This is a genomic window from Kitasatospora sp. NPDC040550 (genome assembly GCF_055594965.1).
Genome location: NZ_JBVIWC010000001.1, coordinates 183,898 through 209,942, shown reverse-complemented (window position 1 = coordinate 209,942; position 26,045 = coordinate 183,898). Strand labels below are relative to the sequence as shown.

Below are 26,045 nucleotides of genomic sequence, written 5' to 3'. Positions count from 1 at the left end.
CCCACCGGGGGGACGGCGGACCGCTACGGGCGGGGGCGGGGGCTCAGGCCTGGGCTCAGGCCTGGGCGACCAGGTCCAGGTACTCGTCGTGCCAGAGGTCCTCGTCGCCGTCCGGCAGCAGCAGCACCCGGTCCGGCCGGAGCGCCTCGATGGCTCCGGGGTCGTGGGTGACCATCACGATCGCGCCCGGGTAGGTGCCGACCGCGGCCAGCACCTCGGCCCGGGAGGCCGGATCGAGGTTGTTGGTCGGCTCGTCCAGCAGCAGCACGTTGGCGCCGGAGTGGACCAGGGCGGCCAGCGCCAGCCTGGTCTTCTCGCCGCCGGAGAGCACACCGGCCGGCTTGTCGGCGTCGTCCCCGCGGAACAGGAACGCGCCGAGGACGGTCCGCAGTTCGCCGTCGGTCAGGTCGGGCGCGGCCGCGGCCAGGTTGTCGCGCACGCTGAGCGCCGGGTCGAGGGTGTCGTGCTCCTGGGCGAAGTAGCCGAGCCGCAGGCCGGTGCCGGCCACGACCCGGCCGGAGTCCGGGCGTTCCCGCCCGGCCAGGACGCGCAGCAGGGTGGTCTTGCCGGCGCCGTTGAGGCCGAGCACGACCATTCGGCTGCCGCGGTCCACGGCGAGGTCCAGGCCGCTCAGCACCGTCCGGCCGCCGTAGGCCTTGGCGAGGCTGACCGCGCCGAGCGGGATCCGGCCGCAGGGCGCGGGTTCGGGCAGTCGGATGCGCGCGGTGCGCTCGGCCTGCCGTACGGGTTCCAGCTCGGCGAGCATCCGGTCGGCGCGCCGGGCCATGCTGCGGGCGCTGGTCGCGGTGGCGACGTTGGAGCGCATCCGGTCGGCCTGGGCGTGCAGGGTGGCGGCCTTGCGCTCGGCGTTGGCCCGTTCCCGGGTGCGGCGGCGCTCGTCGGCCGCGCGCTGGGCCAGGTAGGCCCGCCAGCCGGTGTTGTGGACGTCGAGCGCGGCGCGCTGCGGGTCCAGGTGGAAGACCCGGTTGACGGTCTCCGCCAGCAGGTCGAGGTCGTGGCTGATCAGTACCAGTCCGCCCCGGTGGGCGGCGAGGAAGCCGCGCAGCCAGCCGACCGAGTCGGCGTCCAGGTGGTTGGTGGGCTCGTCCAGCAGCAGGGTGCCGTGGTCGGCGAACAGGATGCGGGCCAGTTCGACCCGGCGGCGCTGGCCGCCGGAGAGGGTGCCGACGGGGGAGTCCAGCACCCGGGAGGGCAGCCCGAGCCCGGCCGCGACCCGGGCGGCCTCGGCCTCGGCCGGGTAGCCGCCGCGGGACTGGAACGCGGCGTCGGCGCGCGCGTAGGCGTCCATCGCCCGGCGTTCCTCGGCGGCGGAGCCGGCCAGGGCCATGGCCCGTTCGGCGTCGCGCAGCGTGCGGACGGCGGTGTCCAGGCCGCGGGCGGACAGGATGCGGTCGGTGACGGTGACGGCCGGGTCGGCGGCGCGGGAGTCCTGCGCGAGGTAGCCGACCGGTCCGGTGCGGGTGACCGTACCGGCGGCGGGGGGCAGTTGCCCGGCGAGGGTGGAGAGCAGGGTGGTCTTGCCGGCGCCGTTGCGGCCGACCAGGCCGATCCGGTCGCCGGGGGCGATGTGCAGGGTGACGTCGGACAGCAGCAGACGGGCGCCGACGCGCACGTCGACACCACGGGTGGTGATCATGGGATGACGCTCCGAAACAGCTAGCGGACACACGGGTGGCGTGGAGGCGGGTCCGTCAGCTAGGAGATTCGGGGCGTAGACATGTCGGCCAGGGTAGCGGGCGGCCGGAACGGACGCACCCGAATTGACGGGCGCGTCCGGACCGGACCGGCCGGCCCGGCGGGCCGCACCGGCCGGAGGCGGCCCGGGACGGCCCGGGACGGCCGTCAGCCGCGCAGCACGGCGGCCACCACCGCCGGGTGGAACAGCCGGGTCGGCGGCGCGACCAGCGACAGCACCTCGTGGAAGGCCGCCGTGATCGCGGGGTTGTGGGTGGCACCCCGGAGCACCTTGTCCAGGTAGCGGTGCTGGAGCCTGATCAGCGCTCCCGAGGGCCCGCCGGTGGTGGCGGCGAACCGGACGTCCTCGGCGCTGGACATCATCCACGCGGTCTTGGACACCGCCGCGATCTCCTGGCGCGCGTCACGGGCCGTGGCCGGCCCGACACCGCCGTGCCGGGCGGCCGTGCGGCGCAGCACCTGAGCGCAGAACAGGGACACGGTGATGCCCTGCCCGTACACCGGGTTGAAGGTGCTGGCGGCGTCGCCGACCGCCACCAGGCCGTCCGGGGCGCCACGTTCGTAGTGCCGCCGCACGCCCGGACCGGGCAGGAAGCCGCGGACCTCGCCCGCCGGTTCGGCGCCCCGCAGCATGTTCGCGAGGGCCGGGTCGCGCAGCCGGGACAGGTGCTCGGTGAAGCCCTCGGTGCCGGGTGCGGGTTCGGCGCCGCGCATCCCGGCCAGGCTGACGATCCAGCGGTCGCCCTCGACCGGCAGCAGGACGCCCATCCGGGGCTTGTCCGGGGCCTTGGTCTGGAGGTAGACCGCCTGGTGGCCGAGGTCGACGCCGGGCGGGCGGTGGAACAGCCGGGAGGCGTACGCGACGCCCGCGTCCACCCGCTCCTCGGGCACCGGGCGGCCCAGTTCGCCGAGCCACTTCGGCACCGGGGTCGAGCGGCCGGCCGCGTCGATCACCAACTCGGCTGGGAGCTCCCGGACTTCGCCGCGCTCCTGGCCGCGCTCGCGGACCTTCACCCCGGTCACCCGCTGCGCCGAGCCGAGCAGGCCGACCACGTCGGTGCCCTCCAGGAACTCGATCGACGGCTCGGTGCGGACCCGGTCCAGCACCACCTTGTCCAGCACCGGCCGGGTACAGGAGAGGAAGGCCAGCCGGGCCGGGTAGTCGGCCATCCAGCCGGCGGAGCTGAGCCACCGGAGGTCGCCCGAGGTGGAGACCCGGTGCGCGCCCGCGTCGGTCAGCTCCTGCTTGATGCCGGGCATCAGCTCCTCCAGCGCGCGGTGGCCCGCCTCCAGCACCAGGTGCGCGTGCCGGCCCTGCGGCACCCCGGCCCGGAACGCCGGCTCGTCCGGGTAGCGGTCCCGTTCCACCACGACGATCCGCTCGGCGCGGCCCCGCAGTGCCCAGGCCGCCACCACGCCGGCCAGCCCGCCGCCGATCACCACCGCCGTGCCCCGCGCGGGGGCCGTCTCCGAAGAATTCATGCGACGTAGCGTAGTGGCGGCCCCGTCGGACCGTAATCGCTCCTGCTGGACGAACGGGCCCATCGCGCAGGCCCGTTGACGCCGGGTCGGGACGGTCCAGGAGCCGCCCCGGGGGTCCGGTCCCAACGGTGCCGGCGAGGGGCGGGGGAGAGGATCGGTCGCGTGGGTACTAAAATCGGGCGGGTTGCGTCGGCGCCCTCCGGGGCGCGCGGATTCGAGGAGGTGAGGGCCGTGGAGTGCAGTAGTACGGGTCGAAGTCGGCCCCGCCCCCGGTTGTCCCGCAGGATTCGCGGCCCCCGGCACTCCTCCTCCCGTACGGCTCCCGCGCAGGGCTGACCCCGCCACCGGCGGGGGTGTGCTGCCGGTCGCGCCGTGCGCGTGGCGGCGGGCCGGGCGCCCCCGGCCCGCCGTGCCGAGCACGGCGGCGGCCGGGCACCCACCGTGGAGGTTCCCCGCCATGTCCGACTGGCGTGTGCGCGCCGTGCGCGCGAGCAAGCGTCCGTTCTCCCGTCCGACGGCCGAGCGGCGGCCCGTCGATCCCCGGTCCGCGCCCGAGCACTCGATGGACCCGCGCCCGGACCAGCCGGTCGAGCCGGTGGCACTGGAACGTTCCGTCGTGGACGCGGCGGTCTACCGCGACGGCCGCCGCACGGACGCGCCCGCCGACCTCGCCGAGATCTACCGCGAACTGCCCGACCGGCCCGGCACGATGGCCTGGATCGGGCTGTTCCGCCCGGCGGAGGCGCAGCTGCTGGAGGCCGCGGACCGGTTCAACCTGCACGAACTGGCCGTCGAGGACGCCATCGTGGCCCACCAGCGGCCGAAGCTGGAGCGCTACGGCGACACCCTGTTCGTGGTGCTGCGCGCCGCCCGCTACCTGGACGAGGCGGAGGAGGTGGACTTCGGCGAGATCCACCTGTTCGTCGGCCCCGAGTTCGTCATCACCGTGCGCCACTCGCAGGCCCCGGACCTCTCCGCGGTGCGCCGCCGCCTGGAGGACGACCCGGAGCTGCTGGCGCTCGGCCCGGAGGCGGTGCTGTACGCGGTGCTGGACGCCGTGGTGGACGGCTACGCGCCGGTGATCGCCGGTCTCCAGCACGACATCGACGAGATCGAGACCGAGGTGTTCGGCGGGGACCCGCACGTCTCCCGCCGGATCTACGAGCTGTCCCGCGAGGTGATCGAGCTCCAGCGGGCCACCCGTCCGCTGCTGGAGATCATGCGGAGCCTGGAGGCGGGCTTCGGCAAGTACGGCACCGACGAGGAGCTCCAGCGCCGCCTGCGGGACGTCGCCGACCACGCCACCTACGCGGCCGAGCGGGTGGACGGCTTCCGGCAGATGCTGCAGAACATCCTGACGGTGAACGCGACGCTGGTCTCGCAGCGGCAGAACGAGGAGATGAAGCAGCTCGCCGAGGCCGGGCACGCGCAGAACGACGAGATCAAGAAGATCTCCTCCTGGGCGGCCATCCTGTTCGCGCCGACCCTGATCGGCACGGTCTACGGGATGAACTTCGAGATCATGCCGGAGCTCAAGTGGGCCTTCGGCTATCCGTTCGCGATCGGGTTGATGGCGCTGGTCTGCACCGGGCTGTACCTGGTGTTCAAGCGCCGCGACTGGCTCTGACGGCCCCGGGCGGGCCGTCCGTGTGCCACCGACGACCCCCGTGCTAAGGAACCGTCAAGATCCCCCTCCGCCGGTGTCAAGGAGCCGTCAGGGAGCGTCTCATCGCCGGTGGCGCGGCACTAGCGTCGCGCGGCGGAGAGAAACGGTTCTGTGTGCGGTTCCCGCCGGGAGCCCCCGGAGGACCGTGCCACGGGGGAAAGGGACGTGCGGTCATGACCACCTCGACAGCAGGCAGATCGGCCACCTCGGAGGAGGCGGCCGCCGAAGGGGACGACGGCCCGGAACCGGCCGGGAGCGGGGAGTCCGCCGGACCGGGGGGACCGTCCGGGCCGCTGGCCCGGCTCGGGCAGGGCCTGCGGACGATCGGCAGCCGCTCCTACTGGACCACCCCGCGCCTGGTCCGCGGGCTCACCGCGCTCAGCCTGGCCGCCCTGATCGGCCTCGGCGCCACCGCCACCGCCGTGCTCGGCGGCGCCCGGGACGGCACCGACACCATCGGCCACCGGGCGGCCCCGCAGGCCACCCGCGCCGCCGACCTCTACTTCGCGCTCAGCGACATGGACGCCCAGGCCGCCAACCTGCTGCTGGTCGGCGACGACCAGGACTACGCCGCGCTGCGCAAGCAGACCCTGGACACCTACGAGCGGCGCCGCAACCAGGCCGACGACGACCTCCAGCAGGCCGCCCAGGCCGCCGCCGCCGACCCGGCCGGGCAGCGCGCCGTCCAGCTGGTGCTCGGCCGACTCGGCAGCTACGAGGCCCTGGTGGCCCGCTCCCAGCTGCTGGAGGAGCAGGCCAAGGCCCCGGCCGGCCAGCCCTCGCCCGCCGCCCTGGACGCCTACCGGCAGGCCTCCGACCTACTGCGCAGCCAACTGCTGCCCGCCGCCGACCAGGTCACCGCCGCCAACGAGGCGACCGTCGACCGCGTCTACGGCCAGCAGCGCGACGCCCTGGGCGCCGGCTGGTGGTGGCTGTTCGCCGTCGGACTGCTCGCCCTCGCCGCGCTGGTCGGGCTCCAGCGCGCGCTGTTCGTGCGCTACCACCGGGTGTTCAACCCCGCGCTGGCCGGCGTCACCCTGCTGACCGGCGTGGTGCTGGTGACCGGCCTGGCCCTGGTGGGCCGCACCTCGGACCACCTGGTGACGGCCAAGAGCGACGCCTACGACTCGGTGATCGCGCTCAGCCGGTCCCGCGCCGTCGCGTACGACATGAACGCCGACGAGAGCCGCTACCTGATCGACCCGACCCGGGCGGCCGTGTGGGAGCAGGCCTACCTGGAGCAGAGCCAGGCGATCGTCCACCTCGACGGGGCGACCCTGGACACCTACGGCACCCGGCTGCAGACCGCCGTCGAACGGCACCACCAGAACCGCTCGACCGTCCTCTTCGGCGGGTACCTGGGCGACGAGCTGAACAACATCACCTTCCCCGGCGAGCAGGCGGCCGCGGAGCGGGTGCTGAGCGCCTTCCAGGAGTACCAGACCATCGACCACCGGATGCGCGTGCTGCGCGGCGCGGGGCAGCTCAAGGACGCGATCACGCTCAACACCGGCCTCGCCGAGGGGCAGTCCAACTACCAGTTCGGGCAGTTGAGCGCGGCCGTGCAGGACACCATCGACGTCAACCAGAAGGCGATGGACTCGGCCCTCGCGGCGACCGACGGCGACCTCGACGGCACCACGGCGGCCCTGGGCGGGGTCGTCCTGGCGGCGGCGGTGGCGCTCACCGCGCTGGGGGTGCGGCCCCGGCTGCGCGAGTACCGGTAGCGCGCGGCCCGTTGACGGGACGACCATGTGACGGGACGACCGCATGACAGGACGACCGCATGACGGGACGACCATGTGACGGGATGACTGGAAGGCCGTGATCCGGGAAGCCGGAGGACGGGGCCCGGTGGCGATCGGCGGACCGCCACCGGGCCCCGCCGACCGGCGGGGTGGCCGTCACCGGTGTGCCGGATTGACAAGCACCCTTGCCGTCCCGGCGAATAGCAGGCATGGCCGACGAAGAGTTCGAGAACGTCCTCACCACGGTGGGTCCGCGGCTGCGGGCCCTGCGCCGGGAGCGCGGCACCACGCTCGCCACACTGGCCGCGGCGACCGGGATCTCGCTCAGCACGCTGTCCCGCCTGGAGTCCGGGCAGCGCAAGCCGACCCTGGAGCTGCTGCTGCCGCTGGCCCGGGAGTACCGGGTGCCGCTGGACGAACTGGTCGGCGCCCCGGCCACCGGGGACCCGCGGATCCACCCGCGCCCGGTGACCAGGAACGGGCAGACCGTCGTCCCGCTCACCCGCCACCTCGGTGGTCTGCACGCGTACAAGCACATCGTGCCGCCGGGCCGGAACGCCGGGCCGGAGCTGGAGTTGAAGGTCCACGAGGGCTACGAGTGGCTGTACGTGCTGTCCGGGAGGCTGCGGCTGGTGCTCGGCCCGCACGACCTGGAGCTGACCGCCGGTGAGGCCGCCGAGTTCGACACCCGGACCCCGCACGGCTTCGGCAACGCCGGCCCGCAGCCGGTGGAGTTCCTCAGCCTGTTCGGCCCGCAGGGCGAACGGATCCACATCAGGGCGCGCCCGGGAACCTCTGTTCGGTAGGTTCGTTCCCTGACAGGGGGTCTCCGCTTCGGGCTCCCCCCAGGCCATCGGGAGGGGCCGATTACATGAGTGTGCAGCAGAGCACGGAGTCCGGCGAGAGCGGCGGAACCGAGCAGAGGCCGGAGACCGCACCGGCGGGGCCGGACACCGGGCCGGGCGGCGGGCCGGGCAGTGGCTCGGGCACCGGTTCCGGAGCCGGGACGGAGGAGCCGTCGGAGCCGGAAGCCGGGCGGGCCGCCGGACCGGAGGAGCCCACCGGGGCCGGTGCGAAGCCCGCGCGGAAGAAGCGCCCGTTCTGGCAGGAGCTGCCGATCCTGCTGGTGATCGCCCTGCTGCTCTCGCTCGGCATCAAGACCTTCTTCGTGCAGGCCTTCTCGATCCCCTCCGGTTCGATGGAGAACACCCTGCAGATCGGCGACCGGGTGCTGGTCGACAAGCTCACCCCGTGGTTCGGCGCCGAGCCGGAACGCGGGGAGGTGGTGGTCTTCCGCGACCCGGGCGGCTGGTTGGAGGACACCCCCACGACGAGCTCCGGCGGCTTCATGGGCACCGTTCAGAAGGCGCTGAGCACCGTCGGCCTGATGCCCTCCGCGGACGAGAAGGACCTGATCAAGCGGGTCATCGCGGTCGGCGGCGACACCGTGGAGTGCAACGCGGGCAGTCCGGTGAAGGTGAACGGCGTCGCGCTGGACGAGCCGTACGTGTTCCGCGGGGCGGCGCCCTGCGACAACGACCCGGTCGGCACCGTCACGGTGCCCAAGGGCAAGCTCTGGGTGATGGGCGACCACCGGAACAACTCCCGGGACTCCCGCCCGCACCAGAACCTCACCGGGGACGGCTTCGTGCCGGTGGACAACGTGGTCGGCCGGGCGTTCGTGGTGGCGTGGCCGATCTCCGACTGGTCCACCCTGCCCGTCCCGGACACCTTCGACAAGGTGCCCTCCCGGGCCGCGGGCAGCCCGGTGGAGGCGCCCCCGGCGCCGGCGGTGCTCGCCTTCGCCGGCGTGGTGCCGATCGCGCTGTGGAGGCGCCGGCGGGCGCGGCGCGCCGGGCGCTGAGCGGGACCGCATCGCCGGAACTCCGCCCGCCGTGTTCTACACGGCTGTAGAGTTCCGGCGTCGGGCCGCGGCGTCGGGCGCGGTCGCACCGGTCGGATCGGAGGCGGAGCCGTGGTGGAGGGGTCGAGCGGGCCCGCAGAGCCCACCGTGTCGTCTGCGGTGTTCGCGGCGCCTGGTGTGGTGCCCGCGGTGTTCGTGGCGCCCGCCGAAGTGCCCGCGGTGTTCGCGGCGCCCGTCGAGGTGCCCGTGCCGCCGGCGGACCGGGAGGTCCGGTGGGTGTACCAGCCGGTCGAGGTCGACCTCGGTGACGGCCGCTGGGCGCCCGGCTGGATCAGCGGCTGGTGGCAGGACCCGGCCGGGCGGAACTGGTGCCGGCTGCGGGTCGGCCGCAGCGGACGGCCCGCCGACTGGCGGCCGTTCGAGCCCGACCGGGTACGGCTGCTGCCGGTCTCCGGTTTGTGAAGAGAGTGTCAGGAGTTCTTGGCGGAACCGTTCGAGTGCACCGGTCGTCCCTGGGAGCGAACGCCGACTAGGCCACTTTCAGCAACCGGGGACGACGTGAGTTCCGAGATCTACTTCAGCAACAACTACCGCGACCTGTGCGAGCAGCACGGGACCGGCGCGGGCTTCCAGTTCGAGTTCTCCTGCTACCGCTGCTCCGACACCTGGCGCTCGCCGTTCGAGCGGTTCACCACCGGCCAGGTGGCGGGCTGGATAGGCAAGGGCGTCAGCGCGGCCTGGAACCTCATCGGCGGCAACGCCAACACGATCAGCAACGCCGCGGACGGCCTGGCCGGCCAGACCTGGGGCACCTCCCGGGACGCCGCGTTCCAGCGCGCGATCGACAACGCCCAGTCGCACTTCAACCGTTGCGCCCGCTGCACCCACTACGTCTGCGGCCGCTGCTTCAACCCGGAGCAGGGCCTGTGCTTCACCTGCGCCCCGGACACCGCGGCCGAGGCGGCCGCGGCCCAGCGGCGCGGCCTCAACGACATGGTGTCGGACCGGGCCTACCAGGTCGGCCAGCAGTCCGGCGCCGAGTACGACGTGCGGACGCCGCGCCAACTGGTCTGCCCGCAGTGCCACACCGAGACCCACGGCACGCCGTTCTGCCCCGGCTGCGGGTTCAAGCTGGCGCAGCCCGTCCGGTGCGGGCAGTGCCACAAGGACGTGCCCGAGGGGTCGGCGTTCTGCCCGTCCTGCGGGTCGAGGCGCTGAGCGGCCGGTACGTCGCGGCGCGTCGGGGCGCCCGCGGGCCGGTGAGGTCCACGGGCGCCCCGTCGGTCGTCCGGGGGCCGTCGGTTGCGGGACGGCTCCCGGGAGGGCGGCTCAGCCGTACGACACGTTGGCGCACGGGTCGTCGTCCGCCGAGCGGGCGGTGCCGCTGACGCTGGTCGGCAGCGGGGCCGGGGCGGCGGGCGCGCCGGGCGTCGAACCGGTGGCGGGGGCCGGGTTGGCGGCGGCGAAGTCGTGGCCGAGCACCACGCTCAGGCCCTTGCCGCCGGCCTGGACGGTCGCCCCGGGGAAGAGCTTGGCGACGGCCTCGGCGTTGCTGCGCTCGCCCGCGCCGTACTCGACCACGGTGGTACTGCGGGCCTTGCCGACCGCGTTGCCGACGGTGGTGACGGTGTAGCCGGCGCCCTTGACGGTCTCGGCGCCCTTGCTGCCGATGCCGTTCTCGCCGGTGCCGTTGAGGACGGCGACCTTGATGTCCGCGTTCCTGGCGGCCGCCGCGGCGGAGGGCGTGGCCTCGGCGGCGGGCGGGGTGCTGGGGGCGGCGGAGTCGGTGGCGGCCGGGCTCTGGGCGCTGGCGTCCTGGCCGTCGATGGTGCGGTCGGCCTTGAGCGCGGCCCAGAGCTGGTCCACGTCGGGGTGGACCAGGGCGACCCGGGGGCCCTCGTAACGCCACGGCGCGGTGAGGAACTTGACGTCGTGCAGGTCGACGTCCTTGATCGACATGGCGAAGGACATCAGCTTGGCGGCCGAGCCGAGGTCGGGGTCGACGGTGAGCGACTTGGTCGCCGCGTCGGCGAGCGGCAGCAGGGTGGTCGGGTCCATGCCCCGGGACTTGACCTCCTTGATGAGGGAGGAGAGGAAGGCCTGCTGGCGCTTGGTACGGCCGATGTCGGAGCCGTCGCCGATGCCGTGCCGGACCCGGACGAAGTCCAGCGCGGACTGGCCCTCGACCTTCTGCTTGCCCTTGGCGAAGACCAGCTTGCCCTTGTGGCCGAGGTTGGGGTTGAGGTCCCCCTCGTAGACGTTGTTCGGCAGGCAGACCTCGACGCCGCCGACCGCCTTGGTCATCGCGGCGAAGCCGCCGAAGTCCACCACGATGGTGTGGTCGACGCGCAGGTTGGTGAGCTTCTCGACGGCGTTCTGGGTGCAGGCCGGGTTGCCCTGGTCGGTGTTGCCGACCGAGAACGCGCTGTTGAACATCACCTTGGTCTGTTCCTTGGTCCACGTGCCGTTGGGCAGCTTGCACGGCGGGATGTCGACCAGGGAGTCGCGGGGGATCGAGATGCCGACGGCGTGCTTGTGGTCGGCGTAGACGTGCAGCAGGATCGCGGTGTCCGAGCGGGCGCCGTCGTCCCCGCCGCCGCCCAGGTCGCTGTTGCCGTTGCCGCGGCTGTCCGAGCCGATCATCAGCAGGTTGACCGGGGTGCGGCCCTGGGCGTCCGGGGCCGCCGCCTCGGGGCGGTCCTTGCTCAGGGCGTCGCGGTCGAAGGTGGTGATGTTGCTGTTCAGGCGGTAGTAGACGGCGCCGCCGGCGAGGACCAGCAGGGCGGTGCAGCCGGCCGTCACCCAGAGCACCTTCTGCTTGGTGCTGCGCTTGGGCTTCGGCCTGGCCCGGCCGGCGGGGCGGGCGTCGGGTATCTCCTTGCCCGCGCCGTCCTCGACCGAACCGTCCTTCGACGAACCGTCCCTGCTCGAACCGCCCGCGCCCGTACCGGGTTTGCGGTTCGCCGCTCTGCGTCCACCGGCCCGGTGCGACGAATTCTCGCTCTCGGTGGAACCCCTGCGACCCGACACGGCGTCATCCTCCACAGTTGCCACGGAACCCCGACGGAGCGGTGGCTTGCGTGGTCCTGGGTCGGAGTCGATCCGGGTCGTCCCGCCGCTAAACTTTTACACCGCTGTAGAACTTCCAGAGGAGCATACTAGGCGCAGATGAGAAAAATACTGGTCAGACCATGAGAGAAGGTCGACCGGGTCTCATCTCCGTCGCTCCGTACCCGCACGAGGAGCACGATGACTCACCGGATCGCACGTTCGATAGCCGGCGCCCTGGTGGCACTGCTGGCCGCCGCCGGCGTCAGCGCCGCGGCGTCGAGCGCGACGGCGGTGGCCGCACCCCGGACCGCCGTGAGCGGCACGGCCGTTGCCGGCGGACCGGCCGCCGCCCAGGCGCCCGCCGCGCCCGTGGCCGTCAGCGCCGTCGCTCAGGGCGCGCAGGACCGGCAGGCCGCGCACGTCGCGGCCAAGGCGGAGAAGAAGAAGTCCGGCTTCTTCGCCAAGCTCGGCAAGTTCCTGCTGGTCGTGGTCATTCTGATCATCCTGTTCGTCATCCTGGTGATCTGGGGCATCGTTCACCTCGTGCGGAAGCTCTTCCGCCGTCGCTGAGCCGGTTCCGGGGCGGCCCGCCCGGGTGCCGACACGGCGCCGGGGCGGGCCACCCGGCTGTGATTGGCCCTGTCCCGCCCGGCCGCCGCGCCCCAGGATGGGCGGCATGAGCGACTTCTCCCGCAGCCCCGCCGCCGACGCGCTGCGCCCCGAGAGCCGGATCGTCCACCCGCCGCTGGCCGGACTCGGCGGCGCCCGGCCGATGGGCGTCCCGCTGCACCAGGGCCACCTGTACGCCTTCGAGACCAGCGAGGCGCTCACCGCCTCCTTCGCCGGCCCCGACGGGGCCTTCGTCTACAACCGCTACGGCAACCCCACCGTCCGCTCGCTGGAGGACGCCGTCGCCGACCTGGAGGGCGGCACCGGGGCGCTCGCCACCGCCTCCGGCATGGGCGCGATCAGCACCGTGCTGCTCGCCCTGCTGCGCTCCGGCGACCACCTGATCGCCCAACGGAGCCTGTACGGCGGGACGTTCGCGCTGCTGGCCGACCTCGCGCAGCGGTGGGGCGTCGAGGTCACCCACGTCTCCGGCTCCGACCCGGACGAGGTGGCGGCGGCGCTGCGGCCCACCACCCGGCTGCTGCACCTGGAGACCGTCTCCAACCCCACCACCCGGGTCACCGACCTGCCCGGGCTGATCGCGGTCGCCAAGCGGGCCGGGGTGCTCAGCGTGGTCGACAACACCTTCGCGACCCCGCTGCTGTGCCGCCCGATCGAGCACGGCGCGGACGTGGTGGTGCACTCGGCCACCAAGTACCTGGGCGGCCACTCGGACGTGCTGGCCGGGATCGCCGTCTTCGCCGACCCCGAACTGCACCGGAAGGTCTGGCACCACGGGACCGAACTCGGCGCCAGCGCCGACCCCTTCGCCGCCTGGCTGACCCTGCGCGGCCTGCAGACCCTGGCGCTGCGGGTCCGCCGCCACTGCGACACCGCGCTCGACCTGGCCACCCGGCTGGCCGCCCACCCGGCCGTCGACGCCGTCCACTACCCGGGCCTGCCCGACCACCCCGACCACCGACTCGCCCGCCGCCTGCTGCCGGACGGCCACGGCGGCGTGCTGGCCTTCGACCTGGCGGGCGGCCGCGAGGCGGCCCGGGTCTTCACCGAGTCCGTCCGGCTGGCCGCGCTGGCACCCTCGCTGGGCGGCGTCCACACCCTGGTGGTCCACCCCGCCAGCACCTCGCACCGGCAGCTGTCGGACGAGGAGTTGGCGGCGGCGGGCATCGGCCCGGGCACGGTGCGGGTCTCGGTGGGCATCGAACACCCGGAGGATCTGTGGGCGGACATCGAGCAGGCCCTCGCGAAGGCCGGGTGAGGCCCGCCCCGGTGGGGCGGTGAACCGGGTGCGGGGATCGCGGCCGACCGGGCATGATCCGGCCCATGGGAACGGACATCCGAGGCTTCGTGGAGTGCCGTACCTGGGCCCCCGGCCTCGACCCCGGGGAGCCGGCCTGGCAGGCGGCCGTCGACCTCTCCCTGCTCGGCCCGACCAGGGACTACGCCGCCTTCGCCTGCCTCTTCGGGGTGCGGGACCCGCACGGCCACTGGCGGCCGGTGGTCGGCGCCCGCGGCCTGCCCGCGGACGCCTCGGCCACCACCCGCGCCGGGCACGCCTGCTGGGGCCCGGCGGCCTTCGGCGCCACCTGGCTGGGCTGGGACGAGGTGCTCGCGGTGGACTGGGACGAGCCGGCGCTGCCCCGGGCGACCAGGATCGCCCGGTACCGGCGGCGGCCCGACGGCTCGCTGGAGCCGGTCCGCCGGGAGGACTGGAGCCGGACCTTCGCCCGGGCCGCCGGGATCGACAGCCGGACCTTCGACTTCGGGCGGCTCGGCGAGCACTGGCCCGAGGGCACCGAGTGGGACACCGGCCCGCTGGTCTTCCGGGCCGAGCGCGACCGGCGCCGCGACGCCGTCCCCGAGGACGGGTCGTGGCGGCCGGTGTGGACGGTGCTGCGCACCCTCGCCGAGGTGCACGGGGAGCAGCACGTCCGGCTGGTGGTCTGGTTCGAGGAGTAGGTCGGCGGGCCCGGCGGGCGAGGAGCCGGCCGGTGGGCGGTCAGCGGGCCTTGGGCCGGGCGGCGAGCAGGGCGATGTCGTCCTCCGCGGCGGGCGCCGGTGGCGGGGCGAGGGAGTGCAGGACGGCGTCGAGCAGCTCGTCGAGGTCGCCGGTGGCGGGCAGCCGGAGGGCGGCCAGGCGCTCCAGCGAGGTGTCGATGTCCTCGTTCCGGCGCTCCACCAGGCCGTCGGTGTAGAGCAGCAGGGTCTGCCGGGGGTCGAGCGGGTGGGTGGACTGCTCGTAGCCGCCGAAGCCGGTGCCGAGCGGTGGGCCGGTGGGGACGGGCAGCAGCTCGGTGGGGTGGTCCGGGGTGATCAGGGCGGGCGGCAGGTGGCCGGCGCTGGAGAAGGTCCAGCGGGCGCGGCCGGGGTCGGCGAGGGCCAGCAGACAGGTCGCGGGGCGGGCGGTGTCGTCGGCGGAGATCACGTTGTCGAGCTGGCGCAGGATCCGGTGCGGGGGCAGGTCCATGGTGGCGATGTCGCGCAGCGCCGCGCGGTAGTGGCTCATGTCGACGGCCGCTTCGACGCCGTGCCCCATCACGTCGCCCATGGCCAGCAGGGTGCGGCCGAAGGGCAGTCGGACCGTCTCGTACCAGTCGCCGCCGACCACCGAGCTGCTGCCGGAGGGCAGGTAGCGGGAGGCCAGCGAGAGGTTCTGGTGCGGATTGCCGGGCTCGCTCAGCAGGGCCCGCTGGAGTTCCAGGGCGATGCCCTGGGAGCGGGTGTAGCTGCGGGCGTTGTCGATGCCGGTGGCGGCGCGGGCGGCGAGGTCGCCGAGCAGGGCGGCCTCGTCCGGGGTGAAGGCCGGGGTGGCGGCGGTGCGGCCGAGGGTGAGCACCCCGACCAGGTGGCCGCGGGCGGCGAGCGGCAGGACCAGGAGTGAGGCGGTGCCCGCCGGGCAGGCGTCGGCGGGCCCGGGTTCGGTGAGCACGGCGACGCCGCCGGCCAGGCCGCGGGCCGCGGCCGAGCCCTCGCGGTGGCGCACGGACTCGCCCGGGCGGGCCAGTTCGGCGAGGGCGGCGTCGAGTCCGGGCACCGCCCGGACCGCGGCGCGGTGCAGCCGTTGGGCACCCGCCCGGCCCGGGCGGGCGGGCTCGGCCTCGGGCGGCAGCACGTCGACGACGGCGAGGTCGGCGAGGGCGGGCACGGTGAAGGCGGCGAGTTCGGCGCAGGTGGTGCCGATGTCGAGGGTGGTGCCGATCCGTTCGGCGGCGGCGTCCAGCAGGGCGAGCCGGGCGCGGGCCTGTTCGAGTTCGCGCAGCTGCTCGCGGGCTGGGTCGGGGTCGTCCAGGACCACGACGATCACGCCGGTGGTCCGCCCGCCGTGCCGCAGCGGCCGGTAGCGCACCCGCAGTCCGGGCGGCACGGGGGTGCCCGCGCCGTCCGGGCCGCCGGTGACGTGCTCGCGGTCGCGGCCGTCGGCGAGGACGCGGCGCAGGGTGGCGACGGTGCCGGCGAAGGGGGTGGCCGCGGCGGCGCGGCCGAGCAGGTCGGCGCGGCGCAGGCCGGTGACGGTGGTGAACGCGGGGTTGAGGTAGTGCCAGCGCAGGTGGTCGTCGAGCAGGGCGACGCCGACCGGGGCGGTGGCGAGCAGCTCGCGGAGCAGGTCGGGGTCGTTGGCGGGGGGCCCGTCGGCGGGGTTCTCGCTGCCGGGGTCCTGCTGGCCGGGATTCTGCTGGCCGGGATTCTGCTGGTCAGGGTTCTGCTGGTCGGGGTCCTGACGGCCGGGCTTCTCGATGTCACGGCCCGGGTGTCCGGGGCGGTCACGGCCGGTGATGGAGCCGAGGCGGGCGGCGAGGGCTGCCGCGGTCGCCGTCAGGGAGCGGGCGTCCGGGGGTGGGGTGCCCTCTGCGCGGGGCCCGTGCCGGAAGTGCATAGGCCCATGATCACGCGCCGGGGCGCGGCACGCCCACAACTGGGTGAAACCTTGACCGGTCGGAGACGGTGTTGTAGCGAAGCGCGACCGGTTGCGTGCGCGCACACGCACTTGTAGAGTGCGTGCACACGCACACAGTCATCGACCGCCGGAACCGCCGGCGGTCGCGAGGAGGGCCCGCATGGCAGTCACCCCGATGAACGGCACCCGGATCGTCCTGATCACCGGCACCTCCTCCGGGATCGGCCTCGCCGCCGCGGTGGCCGCCGCCCGGGTCGGCTTCCGGGTGGTCGCCACCATGCGCGACACCGGCAGGGCCGGGAACCTGCTGCACGCGGCGCAGGAGGCGGGCGTCGCCGAGCGGATCGAGATCGAGCGGCTGGACGTCACCGACCCGGCCTCCGTCGCGGACTGCCTGGCCGTCGTCCTCGACCGGCACGGGCGGCTGGACGCCGTGGTCAACAACGCGGGCGCGGGCGTCGTCGGCACCGTCGAGCAGGACGGCATGGCACCGGTGCGCGCCGCCATGGAGGTCAACTACTTCGGCGTGGTCGAGGTGACCAGGGCCGCGCTGCCGCACCTGCGCGCCGCCGGCGGCCGGGTGGTCACCGTGACCAGCGTCGGCGGGGTGGTCGGGCAGCCCTTCAACGAGGCCTACTGCGCGGCCAAGTTCGCCGTCGAGGGCTTCATGGAGTCGTTGGCGCCGGTCGCCGCCGCCGTCGGGGTGGCCGTCACCGTGGTCGAACCGGGCGCGGTGGCCAGCGAGTTCATCGGCAACCAGGGCATCGACGTGCCCGCGCTGGTGGCTGCCGCCGGCCCGTACGGCCCCGCCCTGGAGGCGTACGTCGACCGGACCTCGAAGGCCTTCGGCAACGCCCAGACCCCCGAGGAGGCGGCCGCGCCGATCGTCGACGTGCTCACCGCCGAGCGGCCGCCGCTGCGGGTGCAGACCTCCGAGACGGCCCGGGCCTTCGTCGGGGTCAAGCTGGCCGACCTGGACGGGTCGGCGGTGGGGGCGATGACCGGCGGCTGGGTCACGACCGGCGGCGCCTGAGCGTCGGGCGGGTTCTGGCGCGGCGCGCGGGGCGGGCGGGTATCGGCGCGGGGCGGGCGGGGCGGGCGGCGTGTGCGGGGCGGGGTGCGCCGGTCCGCGCGGGCGTTCGGGCGGGTCCGGGCGGTGGGTCGCGGGTGATCACCGGTCATACTTGGGCGGCGGCAACGGGGCCGTCGGCGGCGTCGGCCGCGGGCAGCCCCGCCCGTGTGCAGGACAGCCCGTCAGCAGCCCAGACCGGAGGAACCGATGAGCCCCCACCAGCCGACCAGTCGTCCGGCGGCAGGGGCCCCGGGGGTGCCGTGGAACCGGCAGCGGCAGCGCAGCAACAACGAGTGGCTGCTGCTGGAGCTGCTGCGCACCGGCGGCGGTACCTCGCGCGCCCAACTGGCCCGGGACACCGGACTGTCCAAGCCCACCGTGTCCGCCGCACTGGCCGACCTGGAGCAGGCCGGGCTGGTCCGCGAGGCCGGCCGGGTGGCCCCGGAACGGGGCCGCACCGCGGTGCTCTACGAGGTCGACCCGACGGCCGGTCACGTGCTCGGCGTGGACGTCGGCCGGGCCCGGCTCCGGGTCGCCGTGGCGGACCTGGCCGGCACCGTGGTCGCCCGGCGGGACGTGCCCAACCGGGGCCGGACCGCGGACGCCGTCGCGGACGCCGTGGTCGCCGCCGCGCGGGAGGCGACCGCCGAGGCGGGCCTGGCCGCCGGGGACCTCGTGCACGCGGTGATCGGCACGCCCGGGGTGTGGGACGAGGAGCGCCGCGGCCTCCGGTACGCCACCAGCCTGCCCGACTGGGGTCGGCCTGGGCTGTTCGACCGGATCGGCGAGGGCCTGGGTACGGCCGTGACGGTGGCCAACGACGCCAACCTGGCCGCGCTCGGGGAGTACACCCTGGGGGCCGGGCGCGGCAGCCGGATGTTCGCCTACCTGCTGGTCGGCACCGGCCTCGGGGTGGGGGTGGTGAAGGACGGCGAGCTGCTGCTCGGTGCGCACGGCGCGCTCGGTGAGATCGGCCTGGTGCCGCTGCCCGCCCGCCCGGGCGAGCCGACCGGGACCACGCTGGAGGAGGAGGCTGCGGCGGACGCGGTGGTCCGCGCCGCCCAGGAGTTCGGGCTGGCGGGGAAGGGCCGGAGCCGGCTGACCGCCAAGCAGGTCTTCGAGCGGGCCCGGGCCGGGGAGGACGCGGCGCTGCGGGCGGTGGAGTGGGAGGCGGAGCGGCTCGCGTACGCGGTGGCGGTGCTGTCCGCCGTGCTGGACCCGGACCTGCTGGTGCTCGGCGGGGGGATCGGCAGCAGCGCGGACCTGCTCCTGGCACCGCTGGAGCGGGCCCTGCGCCGCTTCGCGCCGATGCCTCCGACGCTCGCCCCGAGCCTGCTGGGGGAGGAGGCGGTGCTCCTGGGCGCGGTGGCCACGGCGCTGGAGACGGCGCGTCCCGATGTGTTCGAGCGCCGGACGGCGGAGCTGTGAGGCGGAGCTGTGGGGCGGAGTCGTGAGGCGGGGTTGTGAGGCCGGGGCCGGTGGGTGCTGTGGACCCCGCCGGCCCCGGGCGGATCAGCCGGTGGCCAGGGTCAGGCCGTAGGTGCTGAGGATCGGGTTGACCGGCTGGAAGTAGGTCTCGCCGCCGGAGGTGCAGTCGCCGGAGCCGCCCGAGGTCACGCCCTGGGCCTGGTTGCCGGAGATGAACGAACCGCCGGAGTCGCCCGGTTCGGCGCACACGTCGGTGCGGGTGAGACCGTAGACGCTGCCCTCCTGGTAGTTGACGGTGGCGTTCAGCTCCTGGACGGTGCCGCAGTGCCAGCCGGTGGTGGATCCGGAGCGGCAGACCGAGCCGCCGACCGCCTGCTCGGACGAGCCGCCCACCGTGACCGCGCCGCCGGCGTAGTCGTTGACCTGCGGCTGGGCCGTCCAGTCGGATCCGGCCGCCACCCAGGAGTAGTCGTTGCCCGGGAAGGTCGAGCCCTGGAAGGTGCCGATCGAACTTCCGTCGGAGGCCGTGGCGTTGGAGCCGGGCTGGCCGCAGTGGCCGGCGCTGACGAAGCCGGGCTGGCCGTTCTGGGTGACCGGGAAGCCGATCGAGCAGCGGGCGGCGTTGTCGATGTAGTACGCGTCCCCGCCGTGCAGGTCGGCGAGCGGCCGGGGTGCGGCGGTGGCGCGCTCGACCCGGACCAGGGAGCGGTCCACCCCGGCCCGGTCCAGGAAGGCCCCGGTGCGGGCGTCGTCGGCGGACCGCACCACGACGGCGTTGGAGCGGACGTCGACGTACCAGAGCGGGGTGGCGTCCGGGGCGGCGGCCCGGGAGGCCCGGTCGAGTGCGTCCTTGGCCCGGTCCAGGGAGGCAAGCGCGTGCCGGACGACGGTGGCCCGGCCGCCGTGGGCGGTGATGGTCCGGGCGGCGGAGGCGTCGGTGGTGGCGACCACCAGGTCGGCCTGCGGTCCGTCGATCCAGGCGCCGGCCCAGCGGTCGCCGAGCGCCTGGGTGAGGGCGCGCTGGACGGCGGTGGCGTGGCCCTCGCGGGCGATCCGGTCGGCGGCGGCCTGCGGGGCGAGCCCGAGGTCGCGCCGCATCGCGTGCAGCAGGGCGGTCGGCACGGCCGCGGTGCGGGTGGGGGCGGCGGCCAGGGCGGCGGCTATGGACGGGTCGTCAGCGGGGGCGCTGACGGCGGGTGCTGCGGTGAGCGCGACGGTCGCGAAGGCTGCGGCGACGGCGAGCGCACGGATTCGGAGCATGGGGTCTCCTCGTTCGGTGTGGGGGTTGCCGGAACCGTAGCGACTCACTTGGCATGTCCGGAACATGTCGTAACGCCCCGCGCTCCGGCGCTATACCCCTGCGGGGGTGCGGGCGTTCGGGGCGGTGCTCGGTCGCGTCGGGTGATCGGAAGATCTCGATCCGCCAACGAGTGGGGAAACCGTGCTCGTGGCGTGTGCGGGTTCTGCTTGAATCGCACGCCTCATCCGTACGGACCTACGGAACGGAGCGTTCCCCCTTCATGGCTTCACCGATATCCGGGCGTCGCAGAACAGCCGGCCTGGCCGGATTCGCCGGACTCGTCCTCACTGTCGGTCTGGCGCTGACCGGTTGCGACCCGTCGGCGGCGGACACCACGCCGACCTCCTCCCCGAGCGTCGCGGCCACCCCGAGTGCCGCCGCGCCGACCTCGGCCGCGCCCGCGAGCCCGACGGTCCCCGCGCCGCCGCCGTCCACCCCGCCCGCCGCGCACCCGCAGACACCGTCCGCCAAGCCGCAGCCCAAGGTGACCACCGCCCAGCCGCCGAACGACCCGCAGCCGCAGCACACCCAGGCGGCGGCCGGTACCGAGTGCGAGATCCGCTCCAACGCGGGCAACTGCTACGCGGCCGGGCAGTTCTGCCGCAACGACGACCTGGGCCGGAGCACCCACGACGCGAACGGGCGGATGATCTACTGCCGGATGGTCAGCGGAAAGCCGCACTGGCAGGCGTGAGTCATCCGCCGAGGGTGTCCCGGGGCAGGTGCTCATAGGCTCGGAGCGGCAGGCCGTACCCCCGGGCGGCGGCCCCGGGTGCGGTCGTCCAGTGGGTCCGGCCCGAGGGCGTCGGCGGCCTGCTGCTCCAGTTCGGGGCCGGGCCTGGGGCAAGCGCCCCAGGTCCCGGGGGTCGTTGGGGCCCTCGGGAACGGCGTTGTCGCGCAGCTCGTACCAGCGGTCAGGATGCGGCACTGCTCGGGGGTCACTCGGCCCGCACTCCCGGCTGCAACGCCCGGCACCTGTCAAGGAATTCGGCTATGGATCACCCGATGGAATGACCTGTGCCATGCCTGGTGATCACAGGGGCATACTCGCCAGCGGCCACCGAGTAACCAGATAGAAGGAGTTCGGAATGTCCACTGAGGATGAAGACAAGACGATCTACACGGTCGTCATCAACCACGAAGAGCAGTACTCCATTTGGCCGGCGGGCAAGGAGTTCGCGGCGGGCTGGCGGGACGCCGGTAAGTCCGGCAACAAGGAGGAATGCCTGGCGTACATCAAGGAGGTGTGGACGGACATGCGGCCTCTGTCGCTCCGGAAGGCGATGGAGGAGGGGACACTGCGAGACGCCTGATTCATCACGCCCGTCCCGGCGCGCGCTCATGGCGTCGCGGGCGTTGCGGCCCCGGGGGTTGCCTCCGCCTTCTGCGCCTTCTCCGCTTCTCCGCTTCTGCGCTTCTGCGCGGACCTTCGTGGCCGGGCAGTTCTGCCGGGACGACGACCTGGGCCGGAGCACCCACGACGCGAACGGGCGGATGATCTACTGCCGGACGGTCAGCGGGAAGCCGCACCGGCAGGCGTGAGTCATCCGCCGAGGGTGTCCCAGAACAGGTGCTCGTAGGCCTGGAGCAGCAGGCCGTACTCCCGGGCGGCGGTCAGCGTGCGGTCGTCCAGTGGGTCCGGCCCGAGGGCGTCGGCGGCCTGCTGCTCCAGTTCGGGAGCCGGCTGGGCGAAGAAGTCGAAGAAGGCGCAGGCCTCGTCGGAGAAGCCGTGGTGGCGGCGCAGTGCCGAGGCGATGGCGGCGCAGTAGCTGCCCCAGGCGGCGAAGTTGGCCACCAGGGCGGCGGCCGCCGCCGGCGGCGGGGCGTTCAGGGCGAGCCAGGCGAGGTAGGACGGGTAGGCCTGGCAGCCGGGCAGCGGCGCCCGGGCGGCGACCGCCCGGCGGTCCGGGCCGCAGGCCGCGGCCAGGGCGGGCAGGGTGCGCAGCGCGGCGCTCTCGCCCCCGGCGAGGGTGACGAACCAGGCGCCGAGCGGCCGGTCGGCGCAGCGGGTGGCGAGCAGCAGCAGGCTGCGCCGGTCCGAGGTGATGATCCGCTGCTGCTGGGCGGCGAGTTCGGCCACCGCGGAGAGCGGGGCGGTGCCCTCGGTGAGCGCGGTGACCAGGGCGGGCGCGGTGTCGCCGGGGGCCAACTCGGCGCGCAGGCGGCGGATCTGGTCGAGGATCGGGTGGTTCACCGGTGCCTCCGGGGTGCGGTTCGGTCCGATGCCCATTCCTACCGGTTGCGGGCCCTCGGGGCGGTGGCGACAGGCCGGGGGCTCCGGGGGCGCTCGGGCGGTGGGGATGCTCGGGCGGTGGGGGTGCCGGGAGCGCGCGGCGGTTCGGCGCTCCCGGCCCGAGTGGCGGGCTGAGCGGGGGTCAGGCTCCGGCGCAGGCCCTGGTCAGCCCGCCGGCGGCGTCGCCGATCGGACCGAAGTCGGGCTCCTTGCCCTGGGAGACGGCGGTCTGGGCGTTGTCCACGGCCTTGGACAGCTTGTCGGCCGCCGCGTCCACCGTGCCGTCGCCGTCCTGGCGGATCTTCTTGGCGTCCTCGACGATCTTCTTGAGGGCCGTGACGGTGTGTTTGCGCCGGCTCTCGTCGGTGATCTGGCCGACGTTGAGCGCGGAGTCGGTGAGGTCCTGGACGTCGCCGGTGAGGCTGATCGCCCGCTTTCCGCAGTCGAGAGCCTGGTCGGTGTTCTTGCACGCGGTGAACAAGGGGGACGCCACGAGCAGGACGAGCGCGGTGGCGGCAAGGCGGTACGGCTTCTTTGTCATGTCTGTATCCCTCCCGCGTCCTAGAACGCCCCGTGCGCGCGCGGTGGTTCCGGTGGGGCGGGTGAACGGCCGGGGAAGTCTCGGCTGCGGGTGCGGGAGTGACGGGATGTCAGGTGCGCTGGTGGTGCCAGCTCTGCCCGCTCCGCCAGTCCTGCCAGTCCTGCCAGGCGGTCGGCGGGAGCAACGTGCGGCTGCGGGAGAGGAGTTCGGACAGGCCGGGCCCGTAGCGTGCGGCCAGGTCGGCGTTGTGGACGAGCACGTCGAGCTCGTTGGCGGCCGTGATGGCGAGAAAGGCCCGCAGGTCCTCCTCCGGTGGGGTGTGGTCCTCCCCGGTGAACCGGTCGTGGAACAGCGGCGCCTCGTCCCGGCCCAGGCGCGGGTAGACGGCGGCCCGGCCGCAGCTGGCGTACAGGTAGACGATCGCCTCGGCGCGGTCGCCCAGGAGCTCGACCAGGACGGCCCGTTCGTCCAGGGCCAGCAGGGCGCCGTCGAACCCGTCGGTCCCGTACGCGGCATGGCAGAGCCCGGCCACCTGGACGGCGGACTCGGTGCCCCAGTCGGCCAACCGGGCCGCCACCCGGGTCAGGTGGTCCAGCAGGGTGCCGCCCGGGTGCGGGATCCGGTCGGCCTCGTGGGCGCGCAGGAAGTCCTCGACATGGCTCCACGCGGGAGCGGTGCGGTGGTCGGGTGAGGTCACCCGACGAGTTCTACTCCGGTGCCCGACCGCCCCGCAACCGGGCCCGGCCGTGGGCCTCGAACGCCCGTCGCTGGTCCGCACGGTCTTTCGGTGGCGGGAGTTCGACGACGGGGGTTCGACGACTGAGGTTCGGCGACGGGGGTTCGAGGTGGTGCGTACCGGCTAGGACAGCTCGCGCACCAGCCGGGCGATGGCCGGGGTGGGGACGGAGTGGGCCTCGGCGGCCCGCAGCACCGCGCCTCCGATCGCGTCGAGCTCGGTCGGCCGGCCCGCCTCGACGTCCCGCTGCATCGAGGACTTCATCCCGGCGGGGATCCGGTCGAAGGCGGCGAGCAGCGCCCGCGCGTCCGCCGGGGCGCCGACCGCGTCGGCGACGGCGGTGATCTCGTCCAGGACGGCGAGCAGTTCGGCCCGGTGCTCGGTGCGCACCACGCCGACGCCGTCGGCGTGCCGGGTGGTCAGCAGGGCGAAGGGCGCGAGGAAGGAGAGCTTGCTCCAGAGCATCGCGGTCTCGTCCTCGCGCAGCGTGACGTCCAGCCCGGAGTGCCGCAGCCGCTCGGCGAACTCCGCCACCGGAGCGGCGAGTTCCACGGCCGCGAACGGGCTGGTGTGCTCGATCCGGCCCGGCGCGGTACGGGTGGCCTCGACCCGGATCGTGCCGGCCACCACCTGCCCGGCCGGGTAGCGCCCGCGCAGCAGTGCCATGTGGTCCAGGCCGTTGAGCAGCGGTACCACGATGCCGGTGCCGAGCGTCTGCGGTGGCATCCGGTCGAGCGCGGGGGTCAGGGCCGTCTCCTTGACGGTCACGAAGGCGGCGTCGACCGGCTCGCGGAGCTCGGTCGCGGCCTCGACCCGGGCGGTGAACTCGCCGAACTGGGTGCTGCGCACGTGCAGTCCGTCCTGGGCGAGGACGGCGGCGGTCCGCTCGCCGGCCAGGCAGATCACCCGGTGGCCGTCGCGCGCGAGCAGACCGGCGATCAGGCCGCCGACGCCGCCGGGGCCGAGGACGGCGACGGTGAGGGGGGTGGTGGTCATGCTGACTCCTTCGTGGGGTGGGAGGGGTTGGTGACCGGTGGGTGGGCGGGGCGTTCGGCGGCGTTCGGGGTCGTCACGGGGCTTCCCAGGAGAAGCGGCCCTCCAGGCCGTCCGGGCTGAGGAAGCCGGAGCCGACGCCGTAGCCGAAGTTGAGGAAGTACGGATCGTCGTCGTCGGGGGCGTCCGAGAGCGCGAAGAGGAACTGCCAGGGCGCGGACACCCGGGCCTCACCGTTCGGGAAGGACGGGAGGCCGCCGAGGTGGTCGTGCACGTGGTCGCCGTCCGGGAACGGGGTCTCGGGGCCCTCCTGGCGCAAGTACCGCTGGAAAGCGGCCCGTTGGTCCATCGACCGGTCCGACTCGGCCGGCAGCGGCAGCAGGTCGAGGTGGAACTCGACCGGGACGGTTCCGTCGGTGTCGGGATCGTAGCGCCAGAGCGTGCGGCCCCGGGTGCCGGGCGGGCCGATGACGGCGAAGGACGGGACCCGGCCGCCCGGCTGGACGAGCAGCACGCCGTCGCCGGCTTCCGGGTTTCGGCCGCCCATGATCAGCTCGTCCTCCTCCAGAAAGAGGTAGGCCAGCCGCAACTCCTCGCCGGGCACGGGGAACTGGCCGATGAACACCAGGGGCTCGCCGGTGCCGGGGGCCAGCGGCCAGGTGGGCTCGGCCAGCCAGCAGGGCTCGCCGCCGAGCTTGGCGACCGGCTCGGTGATCGGCCGTTCGGCGGGGCGGGCGGAGAGCTCGAAGCGGGGGAGGAAGGCGGCGTCGTACGGGCCGGTGGCGGTGCCGGTGGGGTGCGGGCCGGTGGGGCGCGGGCCGGTCGACTGCGGGGTCGACTGCGGGGGGTTCATCGGGCGGCCTCGGTGGTGGTGGTGCGGTGGAGAGAGACGAAGTCGAAGTGGTAGGGCGCCTCGTGGCGGGCCTTGCGGCCGGGGGCCGGGCGGGGTGGGCGGCCGCTGCTCGCGTGGAGGTACAGCTCGTGGTGGCGCAGCGTGCCGTGCTCCGGGTCCGGTACCGGCAGGCCCTGGGCGCGCAGGGCCTCGGCCAACTCCCGGGCCGGCCAGCCGAACACGTCGATCCCGAGGTAGCCGACCGGGCAGGCGGGCCGGTCGTCGTGCCGGTTCAGGCCCACCGAGACCCCCTCCAGGCCGCCGTCCTCGCCCCCGGACAGCGTGACGCCCACCCCGGGGAGTCCGAAGCCCAGCGCCCAGCCGGTGCCGCAGACGAAGGCCGGGTGCACCCCGTCCGGCAGCAGCTCGCCGTGCGGGGCCAGCAGCGCGCGCACGGCCTCCTCGCCGAGGCCGAAGCGCAGTTCGGGTAGCGGGGCCGGCAGGCGGACGCCTTCACCGGGCAGCAGGTCGATGGTCACCCGATCATGATTCCTCCTCGGGCCCGCCGACGGGAGTCCGTCCCGCCGTGGCAGGCGTCACGGAGCGCGAGCCGCCGTAGGCCCGGTGCGGGGCAGCGGGGGCGAACCGGAGGGGCAGCGGGGGCGAACCGGAGAGGCAGCGGATGGCGGCGGATCAGGTACCGGCGGACCACGCGGTGGCCCACACGGTGGCCCACGCGGTGGTCGGCACGGGGCCCGAGGGGGCGCATGGGGGGTGTCGGGTGGCTCAGGCCGGGCCCGCGCTGATCCGACCTGTGCCACCCGACACCTCCTAGCACCACCTGCGGGGTTCGGTTTT

At 74.5% G+C, this 26,045-nt stretch carries 24 protein-coding genes; 13 read left to right on the top strand and 11 right to left on the bottom strand.

Annotated elements, in window-relative coordinates; all coding sequences use genetic code 11:
* Window positions 1-55: 55 nt before the first annotated feature.
* Both ACZ58X_RS00925 and ACZ58X_RS00920 read right to left on the bottom strand, forming a co-directional pair.
* Window positions 56-1,657 (bottom strand): ABC-F family ATP-binding cassette domain-containing protein, encoded by a 1,602-nt coding sequence (locus tag ACZ58X_RS00925; protein WP_470331516.1) that lies wholly within the window; start codon window positions 1,655-1,657, stop codon window positions 56-58.
* Window positions 1,658-1,863: 206 nt separating this feature from the next.
* On the bottom strand, window positions 1,864-3,198 hold the full coding sequence (locus ACZ58X_RS00920; protein ID WP_470331515.1) for an NAD(P)/FAD-dependent oxidoreductase: 1,335 nt from the start codon (window positions 3,196-3,198) through the stop codon (window positions 1,864-1,866).
* Between the two features lie 457 nt (window positions 3,199-3,655).
* Here ACZ58X_RS00920 and ACZ58X_RS00915 point away from each other — a divergent pair, with 457 nt between their 5' ends.
* The 6 genes from ACZ58X_RS00915 (at window position 3,656) to ACZ58X_RS00890 (ending at window position 9,694) form a co-directional block, all read left to right on the top strand.
* The gene (locus tag ACZ58X_RS00915; protein WP_470331514.1) at window positions 3,656-4,825 is read left to right on the top strand and encodes a magnesium and cobalt transport protein CorA; all 1,170 of its coding nucleotides are present in this window, start codon (window positions 3,656-3,658) and stop codon (window positions 4,823-4,825) included.
* A gap of 212 nt (window positions 4,826-5,037) precedes the next feature.
* The gene (locus tag ACZ58X_RS00910; protein WP_470331513.1) at window positions 5,038-6,591 is read left to right on the top strand and encodes a hypothetical protein; all 1,554 of its coding nucleotides are present in this window, start codon (window positions 5,038-5,040) and stop codon (window positions 6,589-6,591) included.
* A gap of 230 nt (window positions 6,592-6,821) precedes the next feature.
* Window positions 6,822-7,418 carry a helix-turn-helix domain-containing protein gene (locus ACZ58X_RS00905; protein WP_470331512.1) on the top strand — a complete coding sequence of 199 codons (597 nt, stop codon included), beginning with the start codon at window positions 6,822-6,824 and terminating at the stop codon, window positions 7,416-7,418.
* A 65-nt stretch (window positions 7,419-7,483) separates the two neighbouring features.
* The gene (gene lepB / locus ACZ58X_RS00900; protein WP_470331511.1) at window positions 7,484-8,476 is read left to right on the top strand and encodes a signal peptidase I; all 993 of its coding nucleotides are present in this window, start codon (window positions 7,484-7,486) and stop codon (window positions 8,474-8,476) included.
* Window positions 8,477-8,623: 147 nt separating this feature from the next.
* A complete protein-coding gene (locus tag ACZ58X_RS00895; protein ID WP_470331510.1) occupies window positions 8,624-8,938 on the top strand; it encodes a hypothetical protein in 315 nt (104 codons plus the stop codon).
* 96 nt (window positions 8,939-9,034) lie between these two features.
* Complete coding sequence (locus tag ACZ58X_RS00890; RefSeq protein WP_470331509.1) at window positions 9,035-9,694, top strand: double zinc ribbon domain-containing protein; 660 nt, start codon at window positions 9,035-9,037, stop codon at window positions 9,692-9,694.
* 111 nt (window positions 9,695-9,805) lie between these two features.
* On the opposite strand, the gene ACZ58X_RS00885 is transcribed toward ACZ58X_RS00890, so the two are convergent.
* Entirely contained in the window at window positions 9,806-11,506 is a 1,701-nt protein-coding gene (locus ACZ58X_RS00885; RefSeq protein ID WP_470331508.1) for an LCP family protein, read from the bottom strand.
* Window positions 11,507-11,725: 219 nt separating this feature from the next.
* On the opposite strand from ACZ58X_RS00885, the gene ACZ58X_RS00880 reads away from it, so the two are divergent.
* From ACZ58X_RS00880 to ACZ58X_RS00870, 3 genes are all read left to right on the top strand, one after another.
* On the top strand, window positions 11,726-12,097 hold the full coding sequence (locus ACZ58X_RS00880) for a hypothetical protein (RefSeq protein WP_470331507.1): 372 nt from the start codon (window positions 11,726-11,728) through the stop codon (window positions 12,095-12,097).
* A 106-nt stretch (window positions 12,098-12,203) separates the two neighbouring features.
* Window positions 12,204-13,415 carry a trans-sulfuration enzyme family protein gene (locus ACZ58X_RS00875; RefSeq protein WP_470331506.1) on the top strand — a complete coding sequence of 404 codons (1,212 nt, stop codon included), beginning with the start codon at window positions 12,204-12,206 and terminating at the stop codon, window positions 13,413-13,415.
* A 65-nt stretch (window positions 13,416-13,480) separates the two neighbouring features.
* On the top strand, window positions 13,481-14,116 hold the full coding sequence (locus ACZ58X_RS00870) for a hypothetical protein (RefSeq protein ID WP_470331505.1): 636 nt from the start codon (window positions 13,481-13,483) through the stop codon (window positions 14,114-14,116).
* Between the two features lie 40 nt (window positions 14,117-14,156).
* Here ACZ58X_RS00870 and ACZ58X_RS00865 read toward each other — a convergent pair whose 3' ends face one another.
* On the bottom strand, window positions 14,157-16,031 hold the full coding sequence (locus tag ACZ58X_RS00865) for a PP2C family protein-serine/threonine phosphatase (RefSeq protein ID WP_470331504.1): 1,875 nt from the start codon (window positions 16,029-16,031) through the stop codon (window positions 14,157-14,159).
* A gap of 181 nt (window positions 16,032-16,212) precedes the next feature.
* Here ACZ58X_RS00865 and ACZ58X_RS00860 point away from each other — a divergent pair, with 181 nt between their 5' ends.
* Both ACZ58X_RS00860 and ACZ58X_RS00855 read left to right on the top strand, forming a co-directional pair.
* Window positions 16,213-17,085, top strand: a complete 873-nt coding sequence (locus tag ACZ58X_RS00860) for an SDR family NAD(P)-dependent oxidoreductase (RefSeq protein WP_470331503.1) — start codon at window positions 16,213-16,215, stop codon at window positions 17,083-17,085.
* Window positions 17,086-17,331: 246 nt separating this feature from the next.
* Complete coding sequence (locus ACZ58X_RS00855; protein ID WP_470331502.1) at window positions 17,332-18,552, top strand: ROK family protein; 1,221 nt, start codon at window positions 17,332-17,334, stop codon at window positions 18,550-18,552.
* Between the two features lie 84 nt (window positions 18,553-18,636).
* Here ACZ58X_RS00855 and ACZ58X_RS00850 read toward each other — a convergent pair whose 3' ends face one another.
* Window positions 18,637-19,812 (bottom strand): S1 family peptidase, encoded by a 1,176-nt coding sequence (locus ACZ58X_RS00850; RefSeq protein ID WP_470331501.1) that lies wholly within the window; start codon window positions 19,810-19,812, stop codon window positions 18,637-18,639.
* A gap of 260 nt (window positions 19,813-20,072) precedes the next feature.
* Between ACZ58X_RS00850 and ACZ58X_RS00845 the strand changes: the two genes are divergently transcribed.
* Together ACZ58X_RS00845 and ACZ58X_RS00840 are read left to right on the top strand one after the other, a co-directional pair.
* Window positions 20,073-20,546 carry a hypothetical protein gene (locus ACZ58X_RS00845; protein WP_470331500.1) on the top strand — a complete coding sequence of 158 codons (474 nt, stop codon included), beginning with the start codon at window positions 20,073-20,075 and terminating at the stop codon, window positions 20,544-20,546.
* A 394-nt stretch (window positions 20,547-20,940) separates the two neighbouring features.
* Entirely contained in the window at window positions 20,941-21,165 is a 225-nt protein-coding gene (locus ACZ58X_RS00840) for an MbtH family protein (protein ID WP_470331499.1), read from the top strand.
* 230 nt (window positions 21,166-21,395) lie between these two features.
* Here the strand turns inward: ACZ58X_RS00840 and ACZ58X_RS00835 are convergent, their stop codons facing one another.
* From ACZ58X_RS00835 to ACZ58X_RS00810, 6 genes are all read right to left on the bottom strand, one after another.
* Complete coding sequence (locus ACZ58X_RS00835) at window positions 21,396-22,046, bottom strand: thiaminase II/PqqC family protein (RefSeq protein WP_470331498.1); 651 nt, start codon at window positions 22,044-22,046, stop codon at window positions 21,396-21,398.
* A 181-nt stretch (window positions 22,047-22,227) separates the two neighbouring features.
* Entirely contained in the window at window positions 22,228-22,626 is a 399-nt protein-coding gene (locus ACZ58X_RS00830; protein WP_470331497.1) for a hypothetical protein, read from the bottom strand.
* Window positions 22,627-22,735: 109 nt separating this feature from the next.
* Complete coding sequence (locus tag ACZ58X_RS00825; protein ID WP_470331496.1) at window positions 22,736-23,323, bottom strand: DUF6817 domain-containing protein; 588 nt, start codon at window positions 23,321-23,323, stop codon at window positions 22,736-22,738.
* A gap of 162 nt (window positions 23,324-23,485) precedes the next feature.
* Window positions 23,486-24,358: a ketopantoate reductase family protein gene (locus ACZ58X_RS00820; protein ID WP_470331495.1), complete on the bottom strand. Its 873-nt coding sequence runs from the start codon at window positions 24,356-24,358 to the stop codon at window positions 23,486-23,488.
* A 73-nt stretch (window positions 24,359-24,431) separates the two neighbouring features.
* Window positions 24,432-25,208: a hypothetical protein gene (locus ACZ58X_RS00815; RefSeq protein WP_470331494.1), complete on the bottom strand. Its 777-nt coding sequence runs from the start codon at window positions 25,206-25,208 to the stop codon at window positions 24,432-24,434.
* Window positions 25,205-25,726, bottom strand: coding sequence for a hypothetical protein (locus ACZ58X_RS00810; protein WP_470331493.1), 522 nt, complete (start codon window positions 25,724-25,726; stop codon window positions 25,205-25,207). Before ACZ58X_RS00810 ends, ACZ58X_RS00815 begins: the two co-directional genes overlap by 4 nt.
* Window positions 25,727-26,045: the final 319 nt, after the last annotated feature.

Excerpts from the sequence above, each read along its gene's own strand:
- lepB (WP_470331511.1), top strand. The coding sequence starts at position 7,484 with ATGAGTGTGCAGCAGAGCACGGAGTCCGGCGAGAGCGGCGGAACCGAG.
- ACZ58X_RS00820 (WP_470331495.1), bottom strand. The coding sequence starts at position 24,358 with ATGACCACCACCCCCCTCACCGTCGCCGTCCTCGGCCCCGGCGGCGTC.
- ACZ58X_RS00815 (WP_470331494.1), bottom strand. The coding sequence starts at position 25,208 with ATGAACCCCCCGCAGTCGACCCCGCAGTCGACCGGCCCGCGCCCCACC.
- ACZ58X_RS00870 (WP_470331505.1), top strand. The coding sequence starts at position 13,481 with ATGGGAACGGACATCCGAGGCTTCGTGGAGTGCCGTACCTGGGCCCCC.
- ACZ58X_RS00865 (WP_470331504.1), bottom strand. The coding sequence starts at position 16,031 with ATGCACTTCCGGCACGGGCCCCGCGCAGAGGGCACCCCACCCCCGGAC.
- ACZ58X_RS00855 (WP_470331502.1), top strand. The coding sequence starts at position 17,332 with ATGAGCCCCCACCAGCCGACCAGTCGTCCGGCGGCAGGGGCCCCGGGG.
- ACZ58X_RS00915 (WP_470331514.1), top strand. The coding sequence starts at position 3,656 with ATGTCCGACTGGCGTGTGCGCGCCGTGCGCGCGAGCAAGCGTCCGTTC.
- ACZ58X_RS00850 (WP_470331501.1), bottom strand. The coding sequence starts at position 19,812 with ATGCTCCGAATCCGTGCGCTCGCCGTCGCCGCAGCCTTCGCGACCGTC.
- ACZ58X_RS00925 (WP_470331516.1), bottom strand. The coding sequence starts at position 1,657 with ATGATCACCACCCGTGGTGTCGACGTGCGCGTCGGCGCCCGTCTGCTG.
- ACZ58X_RS00905 (WP_470331512.1), top strand. The coding sequence starts at position 6,822 with ATGGCCGACGAAGAGTTCGAGAACGTCCTCACCACGGTGGGTCCGCGG.
- ACZ58X_RS00830 (WP_470331497.1), bottom strand. The coding sequence starts at position 22,626 with ATGACAAAGAAGCCGTACCGCCTTGCCGCCACCGCGCTCGTCCTGCTC.
- ACZ58X_RS00880 (WP_470331507.1), top strand. The coding sequence starts at position 11,726 with ATGACTCACCGGATCGCACGTTCGATAGCCGGCGCCCTGGTGGCACTG.
- ACZ58X_RS00875 (WP_470331506.1), top strand. The coding sequence starts at position 12,204 with ATGAGCGACTTCTCCCGCAGCCCCGCCGCCGACGCGCTGCGCCCCGAG.
- ACZ58X_RS00845 (WP_470331500.1), top strand. The coding sequence starts at position 20,073 with ATGGCTTCACCGATATCCGGGCGTCGCAGAACAGCCGGCCTGGCCGGA.
- ACZ58X_RS00860 (WP_470331503.1), top strand. The coding sequence starts at position 16,213 with ATGGCAGTCACCCCGATGAACGGCACCCGGATCGTCCTGATCACCGGC.
- ACZ58X_RS00840 (WP_470331499.1), top strand. The coding sequence starts at position 20,941 with ATGTCCACTGAGGATGAAGACAAGACGATCTACACGGTCGTCATCAAC.
- ACZ58X_RS00920 (WP_470331515.1), bottom strand. The coding sequence starts at position 3,198 with ATGAATTCTTCGGAGACGGCCCCCGCGCGGGGCACGGCGGTGGTGATC.
- ACZ58X_RS00910 (WP_470331513.1), top strand. The coding sequence starts at position 5,038 with ATGACCACCTCGACAGCAGGCAGATCGGCCACCTCGGAGGAGGCGGCC.